This window comes from Micromonospora sp. NPDC053740 (assembly GCF_040677775.1).
Taxonomy (GTDB): domain Bacteria; phylum Actinomycetota; class Actinomycetes; order Mycobacteriales; family Micromonosporaceae; genus Micromonospora; species Micromonospora alfalfae.
In genome coordinates this window covers 701,716-722,674 of the sequence record NZ_JBFASO010000002.1, presented here as the reverse complement: position 1 = coordinate 722,674, position 20,959 = coordinate 701,716, and the positions used below count along the sequence as shown (strand labels likewise).

The 20,959-nt window shown below is 72.7% G+C and carries 23 protein-coding genes; 15 read left to right on the top strand and 8 right to left on the bottom strand.

Annotation, left to right across the window (positions count from 1 at the left end; genetic code table 11):
* Nucleotides 1-79 precede the first annotated feature (79 nt).
* Nucleotides 80-796 (top strand): hypothetical protein, encoded by a 717-nt coding sequence (locus tag AB0K35_RS08005; RefSeq protein WP_238667198.1) that lies wholly within the window; start codon nucleotides 80-82, stop codon nucleotides 794-796.
* 6 nt (nucleotides 797-802) lie between these two features.
* Here the strand turns inward: AB0K35_RS08005 and disA are convergent, their stop codons facing one another.
* From disA to AB0K35_RS07985, 4 genes are all read right to left on the bottom strand, one after another.
* The gene (gene disA / locus AB0K35_RS08000; protein WP_030327921.1) at nucleotides 803-1,987 is read right to left on the bottom strand and encodes a DNA integrity scanning diadenylate cyclase DisA; all 1,185 of its coding nucleotides are present in this window, start codon (nucleotides 1,985-1,987) and stop codon (nucleotides 803-805) included.
* A gap of 131 nt (nucleotides 1,988-2,118) precedes the next feature.
* Complete coding sequence (gene radA / locus AB0K35_RS07995; protein ID WP_091403173.1) at nucleotides 2,119-3,576, bottom strand: DNA repair protein RadA; 1,458 nt, start codon at nucleotides 3,574-3,576, stop codon at nucleotides 2,119-2,121.
* Nucleotides 3,577-3,661: 85 nt separating this feature from the next.
* Nucleotides 3,662-4,441, bottom strand: a complete 780-nt coding sequence (locus tag AB0K35_RS07990) for a hypothetical protein (protein ID WP_363884334.1) — start codon at nucleotides 4,439-4,441, stop codon at nucleotides 3,662-3,664.
* A 140-nt stretch (nucleotides 4,442-4,581) separates the two neighbouring features.
* The gene (locus AB0K35_RS07985) at nucleotides 4,582-5,469 is read right to left on the bottom strand and encodes a UbiA family prenyltransferase (protein ID WP_238667196.1); all 888 of its coding nucleotides are present in this window, start codon (nucleotides 5,467-5,469) and stop codon (nucleotides 4,582-4,584) included.
* Here AB0K35_RS07985 and AB0K35_RS07980 point away from each other — a divergent pair.
* The 4 genes from AB0K35_RS07980 to AB0K35_RS07965 all read left to right on the top strand — a co-directional run bounded on the left by AB0K35_RS07980 (nucleotide 5,468) and on the right by AB0K35_RS07965 (nucleotide 9,268).
* Nucleotides 5,468-6,241 carry a methyltransferase domain-containing protein gene (locus tag AB0K35_RS07980; protein ID WP_363884332.1) on the top strand — a complete coding sequence of 258 codons (774 nt, stop codon included), beginning with the start codon at nucleotides 5,468-5,470 and terminating at the stop codon, nucleotides 6,239-6,241. The genes AB0K35_RS07985 and AB0K35_RS07980 overlap by 2 nt on opposite strands.
* Before the next feature lie 40 nt (nucleotides 6,242-6,281).
* Nucleotides 6,282-7,448 carry an acyl-CoA dehydrogenase family protein gene (locus AB0K35_RS07975; protein WP_363884330.1) on the top strand — a complete coding sequence of 389 codons (1,167 nt, stop codon included), beginning with the start codon at nucleotides 6,282-6,284 and terminating at the stop codon, nucleotides 7,446-7,448.
* A 91-nt stretch (nucleotides 7,449-7,539) separates the two neighbouring features.
* Nucleotides 7,540-8,589, top strand: coding sequence for a type III polyketide synthase (locus tag AB0K35_RS07970; protein ID WP_210780839.1), 1,050 nt, complete (start codon nucleotides 7,540-7,542; stop codon nucleotides 8,587-8,589).
* Between the two features lie 31 nt (nucleotides 8,590-8,620).
* On the top strand, nucleotides 8,621-9,268 hold the full coding sequence (locus AB0K35_RS07965; RefSeq protein ID WP_238667192.1) for a hypothetical protein: 648 nt from the start codon (nucleotides 8,621-8,623) through the stop codon (nucleotides 9,266-9,268).
* 8 nt (nucleotides 9,269-9,276) lie between these two features.
* Here the strand turns inward: AB0K35_RS07965 and AB0K35_RS07960 are convergent, their stop codons facing one another.
* Nucleotides 9,277-9,969 (bottom strand): hypothetical protein, encoded by a 693-nt coding sequence (locus AB0K35_RS07960; protein WP_238667191.1) that lies wholly within the window; start codon nucleotides 9,967-9,969, stop codon nucleotides 9,277-9,279.
* A gap of 328 nt (nucleotides 9,970-10,297) precedes the next feature.
* On the opposite strand from AB0K35_RS07960, the gene AB0K35_RS07955 reads away from it, so the two are divergent.
* From AB0K35_RS07955 to AB0K35_RS07940, 4 genes are read left to right on the top strand one after another with little or no spacing between them, the layout of a single operon-like run.
* Nucleotides 10,298-10,783, top strand: a complete 486-nt coding sequence (locus tag AB0K35_RS07955) for a CarD family transcriptional regulator (protein WP_088950500.1) — start codon at nucleotides 10,298-10,300, stop codon at nucleotides 10,781-10,783.
* Nucleotides 10,784-10,839: 56 nt separating this feature from the next.
* A complete protein-coding gene (ispD, locus tag AB0K35_RS07950; protein ID WP_363884327.1) occupies nucleotides 10,840-11,535 on the top strand; it encodes a 2-C-methyl-D-erythritol 4-phosphate cytidylyltransferase in 696 nt (231 codons plus the stop codon).
* Nucleotides 11,536-11,548: 13 nt separating this feature from the next.
* Nucleotides 11,549-12,034: a 2-C-methyl-D-erythritol 2,4-cyclodiphosphate synthase gene (gene ispF, locus AB0K35_RS07945; protein WP_124854979.1), complete on the top strand. Its 486-nt coding sequence runs from the start codon at nucleotides 11,549-11,551 to the stop codon at nucleotides 12,032-12,034.
* 10 nt (nucleotides 12,035-12,044) lie between these two features.
* A complete protein-coding gene (locus AB0K35_RS07940) occupies nucleotides 12,045-13,073 on the top strand; it encodes a tetratricopeptide repeat protein (RefSeq protein ID WP_363884325.1) in 1,029 nt (342 codons plus the stop codon).
* Here AB0K35_RS07940 and AB0K35_RS07935 read toward each other — a convergent pair.
* Nucleotides 13,070-14,230: a cupin domain-containing protein gene (locus tag AB0K35_RS07935; RefSeq protein WP_363884323.1), complete on the bottom strand. Its 1,161-nt coding sequence runs from the start codon at nucleotides 14,228-14,230 to the stop codon at nucleotides 13,070-13,072. The two genes, AB0K35_RS07940 and AB0K35_RS07935, sit on opposite strands and share 4 nt — an antisense overlap.
* 94 nt (nucleotides 14,231-14,324) lie before the next feature.
* Here AB0K35_RS07935 and AB0K35_RS07930 point away from each other — a divergent pair, with 94 nt between their 5' ends.
* The 6 genes from AB0K35_RS07930 to AB0K35_RS07905 all read left to right on the top strand — a co-directional run bounded on the left by AB0K35_RS07930 (nucleotide 14,325) and on the right by AB0K35_RS07905 (nucleotide 19,272).
* Complete coding sequence (locus AB0K35_RS07930; protein ID WP_238667186.1) at nucleotides 14,325-15,194, top strand: hypothetical protein; 870 nt, start codon at nucleotides 14,325-14,327, stop codon at nucleotides 15,192-15,194.
* Nucleotides 15,191-16,387: a fumarylacetoacetase gene (gene fahA, locus AB0K35_RS07925; protein WP_238667185.1), complete on the top strand. Its 1,197-nt coding sequence runs from the start codon at nucleotides 15,191-15,193 to the stop codon at nucleotides 16,385-16,387. Before AB0K35_RS07930 ends, fahA begins: the two co-directional genes overlap by 4 nt.
* A gap of 246 nt (nucleotides 16,388-16,633) precedes the next feature.
* The gene (locus AB0K35_RS07920; protein WP_030327888.1) at nucleotides 16,634-16,843 is read left to right on the top strand and encodes a DUF397 domain-containing protein; all 210 of its coding nucleotides are present in this window, start codon (nucleotides 16,634-16,636) and stop codon (nucleotides 16,841-16,843) included.
* Between the two features lie 144 nt (nucleotides 16,844-16,987).
* Nucleotides 16,988-17,470 carry an SRPBCC family protein gene (locus AB0K35_RS07915; RefSeq protein ID WP_091403139.1) on the top strand — a complete coding sequence of 161 codons (483 nt, stop codon included), beginning with the start codon at nucleotides 16,988-16,990 and terminating at the stop codon, nucleotides 17,468-17,470.
* Between the two features lie 81 nt (nucleotides 17,471-17,551).
* Complete coding sequence (locus AB0K35_RS07910; RefSeq protein ID WP_363884321.1) at nucleotides 17,552-18,808, top strand: PQQ-binding-like beta-propeller repeat protein; 1,257 nt, start codon at nucleotides 17,552-17,554, stop codon at nucleotides 18,806-18,808.
* Nucleotides 18,809-18,909: 101 nt separating this feature from the next.
* Nucleotides 18,910-19,272 carry an LPXTG cell wall anchor domain-containing protein gene (locus AB0K35_RS07905; RefSeq protein ID WP_363884319.1) on the top strand — a complete coding sequence of 121 codons (363 nt, stop codon included), beginning with the start codon at nucleotides 18,910-18,912 and terminating at the stop codon, nucleotides 19,270-19,272.
* Nucleotides 19,273-19,339: 67 nt separating this feature from the next.
* Here AB0K35_RS07905 and AB0K35_RS07900 read toward each other — a convergent pair whose 3' ends face one another.
* Both AB0K35_RS07900 and AB0K35_RS07895 read right to left on the bottom strand, forming a co-directional pair.
* On the bottom strand, nucleotides 19,340-20,134 hold the full coding sequence (locus AB0K35_RS07900; protein ID WP_363884317.1) for a hypothetical protein: 795 nt from the start codon (nucleotides 20,132-20,134) through the stop codon (nucleotides 19,340-19,342).
* A 262-nt stretch (nucleotides 20,135-20,396) separates the two neighbouring features.
* Nucleotides 20,397-20,951: a hypothetical protein gene (locus AB0K35_RS07895; RefSeq protein ID WP_238667181.1), complete on the bottom strand. Its 555-nt coding sequence runs from the start codon at nucleotides 20,949-20,951 to the stop codon at nucleotides 20,397-20,399.
* Between the last annotated feature and the right edge of the window lie 8 nt (nucleotides 20,952-20,959).

Here is a 20,959-nt window from a genome sequence, read left to right as displayed (position 1 = left end):
AGTGGTGCGGGCGCCTCGGAGTGGCTCCGGCGCGTCGCGCCGCACTGCCGGGTACGGCGCGGCTACGGTGGAGGGCATCATGCGTCTGACGGTCGGCCCCCTGCCACCCGCCGTGTACTGGCGGCGTCGCGCCGTCGTATTCGGAGCGGGCCTCCTTTTCCTGATTGTCCTGCTCTACTCCTGCACCGGTTCGGGCCGTTCCGGCGGGCAGCCGAAGGCGGGTGCGACACCGACGGCGACGTCCGCCGCGACGTCTGGCCCCGCTGGGCCGGTGCTGACTCCGCAGACCGGCGGTCCGTCGTCGTCCGCGTCCGCTGATTCGGGTGCGACGAGTCCGAGCCCGGCGATGACCAGTAACACGCCTCCGCTGGGCGCGGCCGCCGGTTCGGAGGACGACGGCGACACCTGCACCGACGAGGAGATCAGCGTGGTGTCGGCGGCGAGCCCTACCGCACTGCAGCGGGGGGCGGTGGCCGAGCTGCAACTCAGGATCAAGAACACGTCGGACCGGACCTGCAGTCGCAACGTGGGCGCGGACCTGCAGGAGATCTTCATCAAGTCCGGTGCCGAGAAGATCTGGTCGTCGGACACCTGCGGCAAGGTCAAGGGCTCGGAAGTGCAGTCGTTCACGCCGAACTTCGAGCGCTCCTACCAGGTGCCGTGGAACGGGCGGGACACCAGCCGCTGCGACGGCGCGTTGGCTGGCGGGCCGTTCCCGCCGGTCGGGTCGTACCAGGTGTTCGCCCGGGTCGGCACGAAGTACAGCGAGCCCGTGAAGCTCACCATCACCGGCTGAGCGGGGTCAGACGTAACGTTCCAGGATGGATGCCTCGGCGAGGCGGGACAGCCCCTCCCGGACGCCACGAGCCCGGGCGTCACCGACCCCCTCGACGGCCTGTAGGTCTTCCACTGTCGCCCCGAGCAGCCGCTGGAGGCTGCCGAAGTGCAGCACCAGGCGATCCACCACGGCCACCGGCAGCCGGGGCACCTTGGCCAGCAGTCGGAAGCCGCGCGGGCTGACCGCTGCGTCGAGCGCGTCGGAGGCGGCCGGGTAGCCGATCGCCTTGGCCACCGACACCAGGTCGATCAGCTCGGTGGCGCCGAGCAGGTCCAGCTCGACGAGTGCCTCGTCCAGCGTGCGCGACTTGCGGCCGACGGGGAGGTAGTCCCGGATGACCAGAGTCCGGTCGGCGTCCACGCCGGCCATCAGCTCGTCGAGTTGCAGGGCGAGCAGGCGGCCGTCGGTGCCCAGCTCCACCACGTAACCGGCGATCTCGTCGGCGATCCGGCGAACCATCTCCAGCCGCTGCACCACTGCCACCGCGTCCCGTACGGTGACCAGATCCTCGATCTCCAGGGCGGAGAGCGTGCCGGAGACCTCGTCCAGCCGGAGCTTGTAGCGCTCCAGGGTGGCGAGCGCCTGGTTGGCGCGGGAGAGGATGGCCGCCGAGTCGTCGAGCACGTGCCGTTGGCCGTTGACGTAGAGGCTGATGATCCGCATGGACTGGCTGACCGAGATGACTGGATAGCCGGTCTGGCGGGCCACCCGTTCGGCGGTGCGGTGCCGGGTGCCGGACTCTTCGGTCGGGATGGACGGGTCGGGCATCAGGTGCACTGCCGCCCGGACGATCCTGGTGCCGTCGCTGGAGAGCACGACAGCGCCGTCCATCTTGCACAGCTCGCGTACGCGGGTCGCGGAGAACTCCACGTCCAGCGGGAAGCCGCCGGTGCAGAGGCCCTCGACCACCTTGTCGTAGCCGAGCACGATGAGCGCGCCCGTGCGACCCCGCAGGATGCGCTCCAGACCGTCGCGCAAGGCGGTGCCCGGGGCCATCAGGGCGAGATTGGCGCGTAGCGGATCTCCGGCGCTCCCGGCGGCTCCCGCAGTCACGCTCACGCTGATCGGGCGGGCGGGCGAGCCCACGGCGCCGGTGCGGGCCTGGGGCGGCGCGCCGGCTGGCTTGGTGGTATCGCGGTCGATCGGCACGGGCACAGTCTACGGACTGCCGTGCGGTGGGTGCTGTCGTGGTTACTGTGATGTGTCACGATGCCGCCCTTTCCAACGTTTCCCGCTTGCCACGTGCTGTCCGGTTTCGCCGCCCTCGTCGGCACGGTGGGTCACTCGGCGGACGCGCGGGCCGCATGGTGCAGCGCCGAACGGACGTCGGTGACCTCGGTCACCCGCATCTGCTCGGGGCCCGCGCCGGTGCTGGCCGGGCCGCAGCCGGGCGGCACCAGGGCCACCTTGAACCCCAGCCGGGCGGCCTCGGCCAGCCGGCGCGGCACCGCCCCGACCCGACGCACCTCGCCGGTCAGTCCCACCTCACCGATCGCCACCAGGTGCGGCGCGATCGCCAGGTTGAGCCCGCCGGAGGCGACCGCCAGAGCCACCGCCAGGTCGGCGGCCGGCTCCACCACCCGGATCCCGCCCACTGTGGCGGCGAAGACCTCCCGGTCGTGCAGGGTCAGCCGCTCGGTGCGCCGTTGCAGCACCGCGAGCACCATCGCCAGTCGCGCCGAGTCGAGGCCGGAGACGGTGCGTCGGGGAGAACCCGCCACTGTCGCGCCGATCAGCGCCTGCACCTCGGTGACCAGGGCACGACGCCCCTCCATGGCCACCGTCACGCAGGTGCCCGGGACTGGTTCCGCGTAGCGGGTCAGGAACAGCCCGGACGGGTCGGCCAGGCTGCTGATGCCGCCCTCGTGCATCTCGAAGCAGCCGACCTCGTCGGCCGCGCCGAACCTGTTCTTCACGCCGCGCACCAGGCGCAGCGACGAGTGCTTGTCGCCCTCGAAGTGCAGCACCACATCGACCAGGTGCTCCAGCACCCGAGGCCCGGCCACCTGCCCGTCCTTGGTGACGTGCCCGACCAGCACCGTGGCGATGCCCCGCTCCTTGGCGACCGAGACCAGCGCGGCGGTGACCGCGCGGACCTGGGTCACCCCACCGGGCACCCCCTCGGTGCCGGTGGTCGAGATGGTCTGCACCGAGTCGAGCACCAACAGGCCCGGCTTGACCGCGTCGAGGTGACCGAGCACCGAGGCGAGGTCGCTCTCCGCGGCGAGGTAGAGCTGCTCGTGCAGCGTGCCCATCCGCTCGGCGCGCAGGCGCACCTGACTGACCGATTCTTCGCCGCTGACCACCAGCGACGGGCTGCCGGCGCCGATCGCCCAATGCTGCGCCACATCCAGCAGGAGGGTCGACTTGCCCACGCCGGGCTCGCCGGCGAGCAACACCACGGCACCGGGGACCAGGCCGCCGCCGAGCACCCGGTCGAGCTCGCTCACCCCGGTGGGCACGGCGCGGGCCGGAGCGGCGCTGATGGTGGCGATCGGTCGGGCCGGCTCGGACGGCATCCGGGAGCTGACCACCCGACCGGAGACGGTCGGGCCGGTCACCGTGTGCTCGACCACCGCCCCCCACTCGCCGCACTCCGGGCAGCGCCCCACCCACTTGGGCGGCTGGTGCCCGCAGGCGTCGCACTGGTAGGCCGGACGCGGATCGCGGGCGGCGGACCGACCACGGGCGGCACCGGCCGTGCCGCCACGCGGAGGGGTCGATCGGGAGGTGGTCACATCAGGACGCTAGCCCTCGCGTACGACGAAAACACCCCGGCGTGGTGGTCACCACGCCGGGGCGTTTGTCGATGTGCGGGTCGGGTCACTCGTGGGTCGTGCCGCCCTCGTTGCCCTCGTAGCCGCCCTCGCGCTCGATGATCGGCGGCGGAGGGGCCGCCGGGGTGAGCGGCACGGCGACCGGAGCCTGCCCGGTGACCGTGTTGCCGTTGCCGAAGTCGAAGGTCACGACGACGTTCTGGCCGGAGCGCAGCGCCTCGGTCAGGCCGATCAGCCGGAGCTGCGCGGTGGCCTTGGAGTTGAACTGGATGTAGCTCAACGGCGCCAGCTCGATCCGGGCCGGCTGGCCGGGGGCGGAGGGGCTGGCCGAACCGGACGCCCGCGCTGACTCCGGGGCGGACGGGGTGGCCGAGGACGATCCGGTCTCGGAGGGCGTCACCGACGGGCTCGGCGAACCGGACGTCGAGTTCGACGGGCTGGCCGAACCGGACGGCGACGGGCTCATGGAGGCGGACTCCGAGGCGGACGGCGACGGGCTCGCCGAGCCGCCGCTGATCACGACCTCGCGGGCGCTCTCCGTGGTGACGGTGACAGTCACCGTCTCCTTCGAGTCGTTGTAGATCACGGCTTCGAGCCCCGCGTCCTGGCCGGCCTTGTAGCCCTCGGTGCCCGGGTAGTCCACGAGCAGGCCACGCACGGAGAAGGATCCGTTGTTGGTGGTGAGGCTGACGCCCTGGACCGACGCCTCCTTGGTGGCGGTCTCGGCGATCTGACCGGTGCCGCAGCCGGACGTCAGCAGACTGGCCGCCGCAATCCCGGACAGCAACAGGGCCGCCCGCCGGGATCCCCTGATCGAGCGCGTCACGTCGGTCCTCCTCGTCACAATCCCCACCCGGGCCGTACGCCGGGCACGGTGGCCATACCCGCGCAGACCGCGCTCCAGGGTAGTTGGGACTGATCGAGGCCCGCACGCGGACCCGGCAATGCCACCTGCCCGGGTGGCGTTCACACCACCCGACCGCTCGCCACCAGCAGAACCACGTCGATGAGGGCCACCAGCATCACGGCCCGGAAGGCCGCCACCGGCCGCCGGCCGGCCCGGATCGCCGAACGCCCGGCGTACCAGCTCAGCGGCGGCACCACGGCGGCAGTGCCGACCGCCGCCCAGCCGATCGCCGACGGCGGCCCGGGTGGTCCGAGGACCAGGGTCGCGGTCGCCGCGAGGAGGAGACCCGCAGCGGCCACCCGGCTGCCGGCGGCGCCCAGCCGGTGGGGCAGGCCGCGCACGCCGGTGCGGGCGTCGTCGGCCAGGTCGGGCAGCACGTTGGCGAAGTGCGCACCGGCGCCCAGGCAGGCTGCCGCCGTCACCAGCCAGACCGGCGGGGCCGGCTGACCGGGCAGCGCCAGCACCACGAAGGCGGGCAGCGCGCCGAACGACACGGCGTAGGGCAGCACCGAGAACGCGGTGGCCTTGAGCGGCCAGTCGTAGAGCAGCGCGGAGACCAGGGCGAGCGTCAGCCAGAACGCCGCCACCGGGTTGGTGGTCAGCGCCAGCAGCGGGCAGGCCACCGCGGCCGCCGCGGCGGCCCAGGCGGTGACGCGCCGACCGACCGCGCCACTGGCCACCGGTTTGTCGGTACGCCCCACAGTGGCGTCCCGTTCGGCGTCCAGCGCGTCGTTGGTCCAGCCGACGGCGAGCTGGCTGGCCAGCACGGCGAGCACCACCGAGACGATTCCGGCCGGCCGGTGGCCCACTCCCCAGGCCAGCAGACCGGCCACCGTGGTCACCGCCGCGGCCGGTTCCGGATGGCTCGCTCTGACCAGCCCTAACACCCTCGACGACATAAGGGAAGTCTGGTCGTTACCGAGCAGTCGTGCCACGCTCGGTTCCATGCGAGACGTGGCTGCGGCCGGGGCTTCCAGCGGTCCGAGGGTGCTGCCGCGAAACGATCCGCGTCAGTACGACGATCTGGCCGGTGAGTGGTGGCGGCCGGACGGCGCGTTCGCGATGCTGCACTGGCTGGCTGAGGCCCGTGCCGCGCTGGTGCCGCCGGCCACCCGTCCGGGCGCGTTGCTTGTCGATCTGGGTTGCGGCGCCGGCCTGCTCGCGCCACACCTGGCCGGCAAGGGTTACCGCCACGTCGGGGTGGATCTGACCCGCTCGGCGCTTGTCCAGGCGGCCGAGCACGGGGTGCGGGTGGTTCAGGGCGACGCAACAGCGGTCCCGCTGCCTGACGGCTGCGCCGACGTGGTCTCGGCGGGTGAGTTGCTGGAGCACGTGCCGGCCTGGCCGCGCGCGGTGGCCGAAGCCTGCCGTCTGCTGCGCCCCGGTGGCGTGCTGGTGCTGGACACCCTGAACGACACGGCGCTGGCCCGGCTGGTCGCGGTCCGGCTCGCCGAGCGGCTGCCGACGGTGCCCCGTGGCATCCACGATCCACGGTTGTTCGTGGACGACCGGGCGCTGGTGGCCGAGTGCGCCCGACACGGCGTCGACCTGCGGCTGCGGGGCATCCGCCCGCAGGTCGGCGGCATGCTCGCCTGGCTGCTGCGCCGAGCTCGCGCGAGCCGAACGGCCGGTGCGGTGCCCGCCGGCCGCGCGCCGCGCATCGTGCCGACCCGCTCCACCGCCGTGCTCTACCAGGGCCGGGGGGTCCGCAAAGGATAGTCCGGCCGTGGCGGGGTATGGAACGCCGAGGAGGAACGAGATGACGGTGCACGCGCTCGAGGCAGCACGCCGGTTGGCGCCGCGGTTCGCCGCGCGGGCGGCCGAGCACGACCGGGACGGTTCCTTCCCAGTGGACGACTTCGCCGACCTGCGCGAGGCCGGCCTGTTCGGGCTGATGGTGCCCCGGGCGCTCGGCGGTCTGGGCGCCACCTTCGCCGAGTACGCCGCGGTGGCCACTGAGCTTGCCCGGGGCAACGGTGCGAGCGCCCTGGTGTTCAACATGCACGCCTCGGTGACCGGCGCGCTGGGCGCGGTCACCGAGGAGTTGGCCGAGGCGCTGGGCGTACCCGACGAGGCGCTGGCCGCCCGCGACCGGCTGCTCAGCGCGGCGGCGCAGGGCTCCTGGTACGCGGTGGCGATGAGCGAGCGGGGCGCGGGCGCGCGGCTGTCCCAGCTGACCACTGCGTACGAGCCGACCGACGGGGGCTGGCATCTCAAGGGCAGCAAGACCTTCTGCTCCGGCGCCGGGCACGCGGACGGCTACCTGGTGGCGGCACGCAGCACGGCCGACCAGTCGGTGGTCTCACAGTTCCTGGTGCCGGCCGGTGACGGGCTGACCGTGGAGCGGACCTGGGACTCACTCGGCATGCGCGCCACCTCCTCCCACGACCTGCACCTGGACGTCACAGTGCCCGCCGACCGGCTGCTCGGTGGGGTGGAGGGGCTTGCGCTGGTGGTCGCCCAGCTGATGCCGCACTGGTTGGTGGCCAGCTACGCGGCCGTCTACGTGGGGGTCGCCCGTGCGGCGATCGACGCGGCGGCCGAGCACCTCAACGCCCGCAACCTGGCCGGCCTGCCGGCGGTGCGGGCCCGGCTGGGTCGGGCGGACGCGGCGACGGCCGCCGCTCAGTTGGTGGTGGCCGAGGCGGCCCGCCGGGTGGACGAGGCGCCCGGTGACGAGGAGACCAACCGTTGGGTGTGGCGGGCGAAGCTGCTCGCCGGCACCACGGCCGCCGAGGTGGCGGCGTCGGTCCTGGAGGCGGCGGGCACCTCGGCGACCCGCCGTGGACATCCGCTGGAGCGGCTCTACCGCGACGCCCGCTGCGGCTCGCTGCACCCGGCCACGTCGGACGTCTGCGCCGACTGGCTCGGCATCGCCGCGCTCGGCGGCGACCCGGATCGTGACGGATCGGCACCGCGTTGGTGAGCCCGCCGCGGGCTCGCACGGAGGAACGACCAGCCGAGGTGGCTGGTGGGACGGCCAGGGGGAGGACAGCATCTGACGAGAGGTGGGGATCGTGTTCGTACCAGTGATCGCGGGGCTCGGGACAGCGCAGCCGCCGTCCGCTTCGCAGGACGAGTTGTGGGAGGGCTTCTTCTCCCGGCACTTCTCCGGCACCACCCGGTCGTTGGCCCAGCGGATCTTCGCCAACTCGGGGGTGACCCGGCGGCAGGCCGCTGTCAATCCGCTGCTGGAGGACGTCTCGGACTGGCCGACCGAGCGCCGGATGCGCCGCTACCAGGTGGAGGCGCTGCCGCTGGGCAAGGAGGCGGTGGGTCGGGCGTTGACGGCGGCCGGGCTGAGCGCCGGCGACATCGGGCTGTTCATCGTCTGCTCCTGCACCGGGTACGCCACCCCGGGGCTGGACATCCTGCTCGCCCGGGACCTGGGCATGGCCGCCGACACCCAGCGGATGTTCATCGGCCACATGGGCTGTTACGCGGCGTTGCCGGGGCTCGGCGCGGCGAGTGACTTCGTCACCGCCCGGGGGCGACCGGCGCTGCTGCTCTGTGCGGAGCTGACCAGCCTGCACATTCAACCGTCCAGCGCCCGGGTGGACACCCAGCAGATCGTCTCCCACGCGCTCTTCTCGGACGCCGCGGTCGCCGCGGTGGTCGTGCCGGGTGGCTCGGGGTACGCGGTGCGCGAGGTCACCGCCGTCACCGACACCTCGACCGCCGACCACATGACCTGGGACGTCACCGACGCGGGGTTCCGGATGGGCTTGTCGCCGAAGGTCCCGCAGGTGCTGTCGAGGCACGTACGGGGGCTGGTAGACGATCTGTTGGCCCGGCACGGCGTCACCAGCTCCGAGGTGGACGGTTGGGCGGTGCACCCGGGCGGGCCGCGGATCCTCAACGTGGTGGAGCGGGAGTTGGCGCTGCCCCCGCTGGGGCTGGCGGCGTCCCGGGCGACACTGGACGAGCACGGCAACTGCTCGTCGCCGACAGTGTTGCTGATCCTGGACCGGTTGGGTCGGGCGACACCGGCGGCTCGGCGCATCGTCATGCTGGCCTTCGGCCCCGGCCTCACCCTGTACGCCGCTCTGCTCGATCGACAGGACTGAACCTCGTCGGCCCGGCCGGTACGCTCAGGGGGTGGATGCGACAGCGGACGACCGGCTGCGCTCGGTGGTGCTGTTCGGTGCTGCAGTGGCCGTTCTGGTCGTCGGCGGCTGGTGGTGGCGTGCCGCCGCGCCAGCGTCGACGGCGGGGGCGACTGTCCCTTCGGCGGTGGCGGTGCCATCGGTCGGGCCGAGCGTCAGCACCCGGATGGAACGTCTCCTCGCGGCTGCGGAGCCTGACGAGCGGGTGACGGTGCGGATGAACCCGAGCACCGGCGAGGTCGTCCGGGTGGAGAGCGGTTCGCGGGTGGTGATCGACCCGGCGACGGGCTCGATCAGCGACATCGAGGGTGATCCCGAGGTGCTCTTCCCCGCGGGTGACCTGCCCACGTTCCGCGAGACGATCTGGCGAGAGCAGCGGGGCCTCGCTCCTGGCCAGGCACTGACCCGGCAGGCCGGCAACGACGGTGGGCGTTACCTGCTCCAGTACCGGTGCACCCGCCCGGGCACGATGGCGGTTACCAGCACCGGGGCCGAGATCGTCGGTCAGTCGCGCATCGACTGTGACGGCACGATCGCCAATGCCGAGGTGCTGCCCGGCGGCGGGCCGTTCCGGGTGTCGTTCTCGGCCGTCGACCGGCCCATCGACATTCAGGCGCAGCTCGTCGCGCTGCCGCTCTAGGCGCGGCGTCAGCCGGCCAGGACGCTCAGATCGTTCCGGTAGGTGTCGCTGGTGCCCAGCTCGGGCAGCACCCGCGTGACGAGGCCGGCCCGGTCGACGAGGAGGGCGGTCGCGGCACCGGGGCGGGCCGGCTGACCGAGGAACGAACGCAGGCCTCCGGCGGGGTCGGCCAGGGCGCGAGCCTGCCTCTCGATGGTGGGCCTGGCCGGCGGCGTCCGCCCTCCGGTGACGGTGACCACGGAGACGCCGCCGGGCGCGGCTGCCAGGGCGTCGCCGACCCGGTCCGGGCAGGGGCAGCCGTCCAACAAAATGATCATGGCGGGTAGCAGGCCGCGCAGTGGCACGGGTGCGTCGTCCGCGTCGACCAGGTCCAGTGCGGGCAGCGCCCGACCGACGAGGGTCGCGGGTGGCGACCAGGGGGCCGGGGTCGGCCGGTCGGCGCCGCGGTTGGCGCGGGGCCAGGTGACCGCCAGCAGGCCGGCCAGCGTGGTGAGGACCGCCACCAGCAGGACCACCAGCGGCAGGCCCAGGGCCTGGTGACCGCCCGGGAGGCTGCCGGCCCGGCGCAGCTCACGGCGGATCTGAGTGGCCTCGGCGGCCAGCGCGGAGGCGTCGTCGGGAACCACCACGCGGCCCCATTCGGGCGGGAGGCCGGGCAGGCCGTCGGCTGGCCCGTGCCCCTCTGCGTCCGGCTTGCCCATCGGACCTCCTGGAAGCGTCTCGAGAGCTGAGTGCGGCTCGGTCTCCAGGGTCGCGCACCAGGGGCTCCTCCCGCTACATCTGGGCGCGGTCCTGCTGGCCGGGCTACCATGGGAGGAGCGCATAGCCCTTGATCTCGACGTTCTGTTCACCCGTACCGGGCAGTCATTTGCGCGTTACGGAGCGTGTTCGAACCATCGGTTTGACCGCCTGTCAAGCTGAAGCAAGACCTCTCACAGGGCCCCTGAGCTGCGCCAACGGTCAGGACATCGGTGAGACATCGGTGCCTGAGCGTGTTACCCTAGACACAGCGAAAGGGGTTTCGAACCTATGGTTTTCAGTGTCGGCGAGACCGTTGTTTACCCCCACCACGGGGCCGCACTCATCGAGGCAATCGAGACTCGGATCATCAAGGGCGAGCCTAAGAAATATCTCGTCCTGAGGGTCGCGCAGGGTGACCTGACGGTCCGGGTGCCGGCCGAAAATGCCGAGATCGTGGGCGTCCGCGAGGTGGTCGGCGAAGAGGGCCTCGGGAAGGTCTTCGACGTTCTCCGGGCTCCGCACACCGAGGAGCCGACCAACTGGTCGCGGCGTTACAAGGCCAACCTGGAAAAGCTGGCTTCCGGCAACCCGCTGAAGGTCGCCGAGGTCGTGCGTGACCTGTGGCGCCGGGAGCGGGAGCGGGGCCTCTCTGCGGGCGAGAAGCGGATGCTCGCCAAGGCCCGTGACATTCTCGTCGGCGAGGTCGCGCTGGCCGAGAAGAGCACCAAGGACGAGGCGGAGACGCTGCTCGACAAGGTCCTCACCGAGGCCTAGTCGGCACAGCATCGTCGTACCCACTTCGTAGTGAACAAACCACCGAGGACCGCGACGTGACCGCGCAGCTCAATCCGCGCGGTGACGTCGCGGTCCTCGTGCCTGCGGCGGGTGCCGGCGTACGGCTCGGCCCCGGCCGACCCAAGGCGCTGCGCCTGCTCGCCGGTGAGCCACTGTTGGTGCACGCCGTGCGTCGACTGGCCGCCGCGCCGTCGGTGCACACCATCGTGGTGGCCGCGCCGGCGGCCGAGGTGCAGGCTGTCCGCGAGCTGTTGGCCCCGGTCGCACCGGTGATCGTGGTGCCCGGCGGTGCGGAACGGCAGGCGTCGGTGGCTGCGGCGCTGGCTGCGGTGCCCGCCGGCCCGACGATCGTCCTGGTGCACGATGCCGCCCGGGCGCTCACCCCACCTGAGCTGGTCGAATCCGTCGCGGCGGCGGTGCGTGGCGGGCGTGATGCGGTGATCCCGGTCCTGCCGGTCGTCGACACGATCAAGGAAGTCGGTGCCGACGAGGTGGTGCTCGGCACCGTCGACCGTTCCGCACTGCGCGCGGTGCAGACCCCGCAGGGTTTCCGTCGGGCAGTGCTCAGCGCCGCCCACGCCGCCGCCGGTGACTCCCTCACCGACGACGCCGGGCTGGTCGAGAAGCAGGGCGTCGCGGTGAGCTGCGTGCCCGGCTCGGAGTACGCAGTGAAAATCACCCGACCGTTCGACCTGGCTCTGGCCGAGCATCTGCTTGCCGCTGCCGGTTGACGCGTACCCTCTGATCATGATCGTTCCCCGGGTGGCCATCGGCACCGACGTGCACGCGTTCGAGCCGGGCCGGCCCTGCTGGGTGGCTGGGCTGTTCTGGCCCGATCAGGACGGTCTCGCCGGGCACTCGGACGCCGACGTGGCCGCGCACGCCGCCTGCAACGCGCTGCTCTCCGCCGCCGGTCTCGGTGATCTCGGTTCCGCCTTCGGGGTGGGCCAGCCGGAGTGGGCAGGCGCGTCCGGGGTGGCTCTGCTGACCGAGACGGCCCGTCGGGTGCGCGCCGCCGGCCTGGAGATCGGCAACGTGTCCGTGCAGGTCATCGGCAACCGCCCCAAGATCGGCCGGCGCCGCGCGGAGGCGCAGGAGGTCCTCTCCGCCGCCGTCGGCGCCCCGGTCACCGTCTCGGCGGCGACCACCGACGGGCTCGGCTTCGCCGGCCGCGAGGAAGGGTTGGCCGGGGTCGCGGTGGCCTTGGTGTACGACGCGTCGGCCGCCTAAGCTCGCCGCGATGTCCAGCGACCCCACCCCCGACCAGTCCGCCGCCGACGGCTACGTCCAGCGGGCCCAGCTCCTCGCCGAACTCGGCCGCTACGACGAGGCGGCCGGGGAGCTGGCCTACGGGTTGGCCCTCCAGCCGGATGACGTCGACGCGCTCACCATGCTGGCCCGGGTGCACCTGGCCGCCGACCGCCCGGCCGAGGCGCTCACCGCCGCCGACACGGCAGTGGCCGCCGCACCGGAGGCCCTGCCGCCGCTGGCCGCCAGGGGGATGGCCCTGGCCGACCTGGAGCGCTACAGCGAGTCGGCTGCCACCGCCGATCGGATCCTCACCCTCGGCCCGGCCGACGCGTACGCCCAGCGGAGCGCGGCGGCGATCCTGGCCGGCGCCCGCAACGGCCAGCCGGCGCTGAACGCGGCCTGGCGCGGTGTCGAGCTGGCCCCGCAGGAGCCGCAGGCGCACCTGGTGCTCAGCCTGGTCGCCGCCCGCCTGAACCTGTTCGACCTGGCCGAGCGGGCCTACCGGGAGGCGCTGCGGCTCGACCCACGGATCGGCGAGGCCGGCCACGACGTTGGCGTCATGCGGCTGGAGCAGCGCCGCTGGTCGGAGGCGTTGGAGCACGTCGCCGAGGCGGTGACGGTCAGCCCGAGCCGGATCGACTCGCCACGGACCCTCGCGTACGGGCTGCACCGCCTGGTGCTCTACGGCGCGGGGTGGTCGCTGGTCGCGGCGGTGCTGGTCGCGTTCGCGGCGTCGGCGAGCGACGGGTTCTCCCGCGTCCTGGCGGTGCTCGCCGCCCTGACCGGCGGGATCATCGTCTGGCAGCTCGCGGCTCGGCTGCCCGGGCTGACCCGGACCGTCCTGCCCGCCCTGCTGCACTCGGACCGGACGATGGCCCTGGCCATCTACGCCGTGGCCGCCGCGCCGCTGCTGCTGCTGGTGTACGCCATGGTCGGCTCCCCGTGGCCCCTGGTGCTGGCCATCGCCACCACGGCGGTGGCCGAGTTCGCCGTGTTCACGCGTACCGCCATCCGCTAGCGCGCCCAGGTCCAGGCGTACCCCTCGTCCTCGCAGGAGCTGGCGGCGTCGCAGAGATCCAGCGGGCGGAAGGTGTCGACCATGACGGCCAGCTCGTCGAAGTAGTCCGCGCCGATGGAACGCTCGGCGGCACCCGGCTGGGGGCCGTGGGTGAAACCGGACGGGTGCAGGGAGATCGAGCCCTGCTCGATGCCGGAGCCGCGCCGCGCCTCGTAGTTGCCCCCCGTGTAGAAGAGCATCTCGTCGGAGTCGACGTTGTGGTGGTTGTACGGCACCGGGATCGACTGCGGGTGATAGTCGACCTTGCGCGGCACGAACGAGCAGATGACGAAGTTGGGCCCCTGGAAGGTCTGGTGCACCGGCGGGGGCTGGTGGATGCGGCCGGTGATCGGCTCGAAGTCGTGGATGGAGAACGCCCACGGGTAGAGGTGCCCGTCCCAGCCGACCACGTCGAACGGGTGGTGGGCGTAGACGTAGCGGGTCCAGCCGCGCCGGTGCCGGACCAGCACCTCGACCTCCTCACCGTCGACGAGCAGCGGGGCGTCGGGGCCGCGTACGTCCCGCTCGCAGTACGGCGAGTGCTCCAGGAACTGGCCGCGCACGGAGAGGTAGCGCTTGGGCGGGCCGATGTGCCCGGACGCCTCGACGGCGAGCAGCCGGACGGGCTGGTCGCCGGTGGGCACCAGCCGGTGGATGGTCGAGGTGGGGATGACGACGTAGTCGCCGGCGACCGCGTCCAGCACGCCGAACGGAGACTCGACCCGAAGGGTGCCCGACTCGACGTAGAGGCAGTGGTCCCCGGTGGCGTCGCGGAACAGCGGTGAGGGTCGGTCGGCGACCACGTAACCGATCCGTACGTCGTCGTTGGCGAGCAGGTACTGCCGGCCGAGAATGGGGTCGGAACCGCCGGTGTCCAGTTTGTGGGTGCGCAGGTGGCGGGGCTTGAGCGGCAGGTTCGGCGCCCGGGTGAAGGCGGGTGGGGTGAACTCGTCGGCGGCCAGGATCGCGGTGGGCGCGTGCCGGTGGTAGAGCAGGGACGAGTCGGAGGAGAAGCCCTCCTGGCCCATCAGCTCCTCGGCGTAGAGGCTGCCGTCGGGCTGCCGGAACTGGGTGTGGCGCTTGCGCGGCACCTCGCCGACGCTGCGGTAGTACGGCATCTCGCCTCCCGATATTTCCCGTTCACCGGCCGAAGGCGTCCGATAATCGGACGCTGTTGTCCGTTCCTCGTAGCGTCCCGTACATTCTTGTTCCGTGTCAACGCAGGTGCCAGCACTCCTCCACGGCCTGGTGGACGACGCCGCCGTCTTCCCACCGGGCAGCGCCGCGCTGCACGACGCACTGGTCGCCCACCGCCAGCACCGCGCCGCCTGGTACGCCGACCTGGTCGGCCCACTGCTGATCCCCGCGTCGGACGTGGCCGCCGGTGCGCTGAGCGGTCTCGTCGACCCGGGCGAGGGCCTGGTGGTCGGGGTGATTGGCGACACCGGGATCGGGAATCTGCCGTTCGCGCTGTCGTTTCTCGCCCCCGACGGCGTCACCGCGCGTCAGGTCGAGGTGGCGGTCGCCAAGCGCGGCGAGGACCCGCTGCCCGGCATCGCCGAGTTGCTGCGCCTGACCGACGCGCTACCGGGCGTGGAAACCGTCTACGCCGAACTGCCGCTGACCTTCGGGCTGATGGGCGCACTGGACGCGCTCGTCGCCGCACGGGCCGACGGGGTGCCGATCGCTGCCAAGTTCCGCACCGGCGGCCTGGCCGCCGAACTCTTCCCCACCCCGACCGAGCTGGCCACTGTGATCTGCGCCTGCCGGGACCGGGGCCTGCCGTTCAAGCTCACCGCCGGACTGCACCAGGCGATCCGACACCTGGACCCGGAGACCGGGTTCACCCACCACGGCTACGCCAACGTACTGGCCGCGACACTGGCCGCCGCCGACGGTGACGGTGTGCGCTCGGTCGCCGAACTGCTCACAGTGGTCGACCCGCGCCCACTGGTGGAGCGCACGACGGCACGACTGGACGGGCCTCGCCCCCTGTGGGTGGGCTTCGGCTCGTGCAGCATCCTGGAACCACTGACCGATCTGATCCGGCTTGGGCTGGTGAACGGGGGCTACGACGCATGACCTGGGTGACCGGCGCCGACGGTTCGCCGTACGGGGTGACGAACCTGCCGTACGGGGTGTTCCGGCAGAACGGGGGCCCGTCGCGGATCGGCGTACGGATCGGGTCGTGGGTCTTCGACCTCGCGGCGGCCGAGGCCGCCGAGCTGGTGCTGGCCGCCGGCACGCTGTGCCGGCCCGTGCTCAACGACTTCATGGCCCTGGGGCGTCCGCAGTGGACGGCGGCACGGCAGCGGATCGCCGAGCTGCTGACCGACCCGGCGCACCGGGAGGCGGTGGAGCCGCTGCTGGTGCCCCTCGACGACGTGGAGTTGCTGCTCCCCATCGAGGTGGCCGACTACGTCGACTTCTACTCATCCGTTCACCACGCGTCGAACGTCGGGCAGATCTTCCGCCCCGGTCAGCCGCCGCTGCTGCCCAACTGGAAGCACCTGCCGATCGGCTACCACGGCCGGGCCGGCACCGTGGTCGTCTCCGGCACGCCGGTGACCCGGCCGACCGGGCAGCGGGCCTCCGCCGAGGGCCCGGTCACCGGCCCATCGGTACGCCTCGACATCGAGGCCGAGGTCGGCTTCGTGGTGGGCGTACCCAGCGCGTTGGGCGACCGGGTTTCCGTTGACGACTTCGCCGAGCACGTCTTCGGGGTGGTGCTGGTCAACGACTGGTCGGCCCGCGACATCCAGGCCTGGGAGTATCAGCCGCTCGGCCCGTTCCTCGGCAAGTCGTTCGCCACCTCGGTCTCGGCCTGGGTGACGCCACTGGACGCCCTCGCCGACGCCTTTGTGCCGGCCCCCGACCAGGACCCGCCGGTGGTCGACTACCTGCGGGACGTGCCGCACCTGGGCCTGGACCTGCGCCTGGCGGTCGAGTGGAACGGCGACCAGGTCAGTGAGCCCCCGTTCGCCACGATGTACTGGACCCCGGCGCAGCAGTTGGCGCACCTCACCGTCAACGGAGCTTCGCTGCGCACCGGCGACCTGTACGCCTCCGGGACCGTCTCCGGCCCGGACCGGGGACAGGTCGGGTCCTTCCTGGAACTGACCTGGGGTGGGGCCGAGCCGGTCACCGTGGGCGGCGAGAGCCGTACCTTCCTCAACGACGGCGACACGGTGACCATCACCGCCACCGCGCCCGGCCCGGACGGCACCACCATCGCCCTCGGTGAGGTGTCCGGCACTGTTCGTCCGGCCCGTTGAAGCCGGGGCTGCGGCCCAGCACGTCAACGGCTTCCACTGCCGAGTCGGATTACTGCGCCCCCTCCGGAGCGCTCTGACCATCTGGTCTTCGAGTCGTCTCGTTCACGGGACTCTTGATCGCACAGCGGGTGCGATCAAGAGCCCTCGTTGCGCCGTTGGTCACGCGGATCAAGTCGTCCCACACGAGCCGGGCCCACGCCCGGCCACAGCGGTGGGGCAATCCCGACGCACACGGAGGTAACGACGATGCACGATCTTGCGGGCGCGGTCTGGCGTACCAGCAGCCGCTCAAACGACCAGGGGCTCTGCGTGGAAGTGGCGGACAACCTGGTCGACGTCCATGGTCTGGTCGGAGTCCGCGACTCCAAGGACCAGGCCGGTCCCACACTCGCGGTCAGCCCGCCGGGGTGGACAGCGTTCATCGGCGCCATTCGGGCCGGTCGCTTCGAGCGCTGACCGGCGCTTCGGCGCCGGTCGACGACGACCGGTGCCGGAGCGACCGCCCAATCGGACAGCGTGGCCCCCGGGTGGTGGAAATTCCGCTCCGGGGGCCCCGTCCGGCCCTCACTCCGCGTACCGTCGGGGACACGGGAGGGTGGCATGTCGACGGTGGCGATTACCGGAATCATCGAGGCGCACGCTGTCGACGTCTGGCGTCTGCTGACCGACCTGCCCGGCCGCGCCGCCCGGTTGACCGCAGCCGGCCCGATCGAAGTGCTCACCCCGGGTTCGTTCGGGCCCGGCACCTCCTGGCGCGAGGAACGGGTCCAGCCGGGCGGCGGCACGCTGACCGAGGAGTTCCTGGTGGTCGAGGCGCTCGCACCGCAGCGACTGGTGCTCTGCTCCTCTGGCACCGGCGCCGACTACCGCATCACCTGGAGCCTGCGGCCGGTCCGCCGCCGCCGTCGGGGCTGCACCGCGATCACCGTCACCCACGAGGCGGTGCCGACCGCACCGTACGGTCGGGTGGTGGCACTGTTGCTCGGCGGGCTTGCCGCGCGGGCGGTCGAGGCGGCGCTCTGGCGTGATCTCGCCGACCTTGCCGTGGCGGCCGGTGCCACCGGCTCCGTCGAAGCCGCCTGAGTGCCAGGCCGTCAGCCGTCGCCGTGACCTGAACGGGGTCCGGCCCTCTCCGCTGGGTAGGGTGCCGGGCGGAGGTGCGGCATGAGGTTCCCGAGAGGCCGGCGACGGCTCGCGATCGTGGTCGCGGCGCTGCTCGCGACGGCAGCCGTCGCGGTCATCGTCCACCGGGTCCTCGCACCGGCTGAGGTGAGCACCGTGGCACGGGCCGACTACCCGGCCCCGGCCCGGCCTGCCGCCGGAGTGATCGGTCGGTTGCCGGTCGCCCCGTTGATCGTCGACGGGAGACTGCGGGTGTACGCCGCACACCGCCAGGTCTACGCCGACCGGCCGGTTGACGGCCGGTACCGGACCAGCCCGTACTGGTCGTACCGGCGGTGGCCGGCCGAGCTGACCGGTGTGGTGGCGAGCGGCAGCACTGTGGTCAGCCGCTGGTCCGACGGGCAGCTCGTCGCACTCGACGCCCGGACCGGCGGGGTGCTCTGGCGAGCCGATGGACCGGAGCCCGTGGAGAGCACGGCGCCGGTGCGGCGTACCTGGGCGGCGACCGTCTGGGATGCGCCAGGCCTCCAGCTCACCGACCTTCCCGACGGGCGGGTCGTGCTGGTGGTGACCGGGGATGCCCAGGCGCGTGGAGTCGAGCTGAGCGGCGGCCGGGAGCTGTGGCGGGTCGAGCTGCCCGGCAGGTGCCGTAGTGATGTCGGCACCAGCGCCACCGGGCTGCTCATCGGTCTGGACACCTGCGCCGGAGCGGCCACTGTCGAGTTCCGGGACGCGGCGACGGGCGAGGTACGTGAGCGTTGGCGTCCGCCGGGCGGCCCGGACGGGTTTGTGGTGACGCCACTCGGCTGTCGTACCGGTGGATCGGACTGTCTGGGGTTGCGGACCGCAGGGCCGGGTGACGAGGGCGGTCAGGGTTGGTTGTTGACTGCCCGGTCGCCGGTCGCCGCCCCCGCGTTGGATCCGGCCGGTGCCGCGCTGGTCGGTGAGCAGTCAGTCGCCGTGCTCGACGGCGTGGTGGTGGGTCGATCGGCGCGTACGGGCGGCGAGCTGTGGCGGTCCGCGGGCCTGGGCGCGGCTCGGGTACTGGCCGGGCAGCCTGGCCGGGTGCACCTGCTGACCGAGGCGAACGATCTGGTGACGCTGGATCCGGTGACCGGTAGGCAGTTGTCCCGCTTCGCGCTCAATGTCGGCTCGGACGGGACCGGCTGGGCACCCGGGGCGGTGACGGCCGAGGACGGGTTCGTCGCGATCGAGCGGCTCCGAAGGCCGGTCGACCCCACCGGCGACGACCGGCGCTACTACTACACCGGCGAGACGGTGATTCTGGCCGCCACCTGATCGTGGCGTCTTCGGCCTCGGAACACCGAACCATTCCATTCCTTTTGTCGTGAAAGGGTACATTTTTCACGGTTCAGGTTTCCGGTGGAAGGGGTCGGCGCATGGCCAGGACAGCAGCCAACTACCTCGTGGGCGGCGCGCTCGCCGCCACCGCGAGCCTGGCGTTGGCGGCGTCGCCGGTGCTGGCCGCCGACCCCACCTCGGCGCGGGGCTTCGGCGTCGTACGGGCCGAACCGTCGGCGGGCACGGGAGTCACCTTCGAGATCCTGCCGGCGTCGCCGACACCGCCTCCGACTCAGCCGCCGCCCACGTCCACGCCGACGGCACCACCCCAGCCCACACCGAGTCACGGCGGTGAGTTGCCGGTCACCGGGTCGGGCGGGTCGGTGCTGCTCCTCGCCGTGCTGGGCGCAGCCCTGCTCGCCGCCGGGTGGATCGCCGCCCGCCGGAGCAGGCCGAGCTGACGGGTCCCGGCCGGAGCAGGCCGAGCTGACGGGCCGGCCGGAGCAGGCGCTCGGGCTGCCCGCGCGATCATCGGCCGGCCGGGGTGCGCTCCCTCGGGCGGATGGTGGGAGGCCGAGGCTGCCCGGATCGGCGGGACCGGCGGGCCAGCATGGCGAGGCCGACGACCAGCAGCAGGCCCACGACCGCCGCGGCCACTGTCCACCCGGAGAAGATCCGGGAGACGACACTGCCCCGTTTCCCGACCTGACCAGCCTCGGGGAACGTGACCTGCGCGGTGACGCTCCGCTTCACCAGGCCGCTCTCCAGGTTCACCTCCGCCTTCCAGGGGCCGTTCGGCAACGTGGTCGGGAGTCGGGCGATGACCTGCCCGGAGGCGCCCGGCGCCAGCGTGACGCCCTGCCCGACCGGAAACGGGCCGGCCCGACTGCCGGCCGGGCCGTCGCTCAGGATGACCGCGCCGGTCAGGTCGATGGCACGGCCTCCGGTGTTGGTGACCTTGACGGTCAGCGACGGTTCGCCCTCGGGGCTGCGAGCCGGGCGCATCTCGCCGATCGAGAAGTCGGAGGCGGGTTCGCCGCCGGGCCCGACGTCGAGGTACATCCGGACTCCGACCCGGTGGACCTGGGTGATCTCGCCGCCGGCCCGAGGCGTCGAGGCGGTGGACGCCCAGACCACCCCGTACCGCTCGCCCCGGGAAGCGGCCGGCGGCACGGTGATGGTCGCTCGGACCCGGGTCTCTGCCCACGGTCCCAGCTCGACCGAGCGCTCGTCGAGGGTGACCCAGGTGGTCAGCTCGTTCTCGGCGCGACCCTCGCCGAAGCGGAACCCCGCGTCCTCCAGGGTCGCCGCCGCCGGGTACACGTCGACCCGACGGGTCTGGTCGGTGCGGTTGACGATCAGCAGTTGCCGCTTGATGGTGGTGCCCGGCGGTAGGTGGTCGACGATGTAGCGCAGCGCCCGGGGGTCGGTGCGGCGCTCGGTCGGGGCTTCCAGCAGCCGGATCCCGATGGTGCCGTCGTCCGGGCCCGCATCCGGTTCGACCGCGCCGGCCCGGGTCGACAGACCCGGACCGGCGAGGCAGAACAGGGCGAGCGCGACCGCGATGATCGACCGCCCCCGACGGCTACGCCACGGAATGTGTCACCGTGCCGGTGTAGACGCCCGCGATGCTGTCCAGCGGAACGTTGACCACCAGGGTGGGGTTCCAGGCGGCGGTGTTGCCGCCGGTGCCGCCACTGTGGGTGAAGGCGGTGAGCGGGGTGACGCTGTCCAGCGCTGCGGCGTCGCCGGCGGTGGCCTGCCCCGGCGTGAAGGTGCCGTCACCGGTGGTCGCCGTCGCCGGGCCGGACCAGTAGTCGATCTCGGACGGCAGCACCGTCTCGGGTGGCGAGCCGCCGCCGGTCTGGAAGACCGTCGCGGTCACCGAGGCGACCCAGGAGGCGTCGGCGGCACCTCGGGAGTCGTCGACCGTCACGACGCCGAGCTGGCCGGTGATGGTGCCACCGGGAGCGCCGTCACCGAGGTCGGCGGCGGCCGGCGCGGTGATGTCGAGGGTGCCGGCGAGCACCTCGAACGTGGTGTCGGTGGTGTCGGTGGGCGCGGCGGCAGCCGGCGCGGCGAGGAATCCCACCATCGCCGCTGCGGCCGCTCCGGCCAGAAAGATCTTGGCAGTGCGCACTGTTCGGT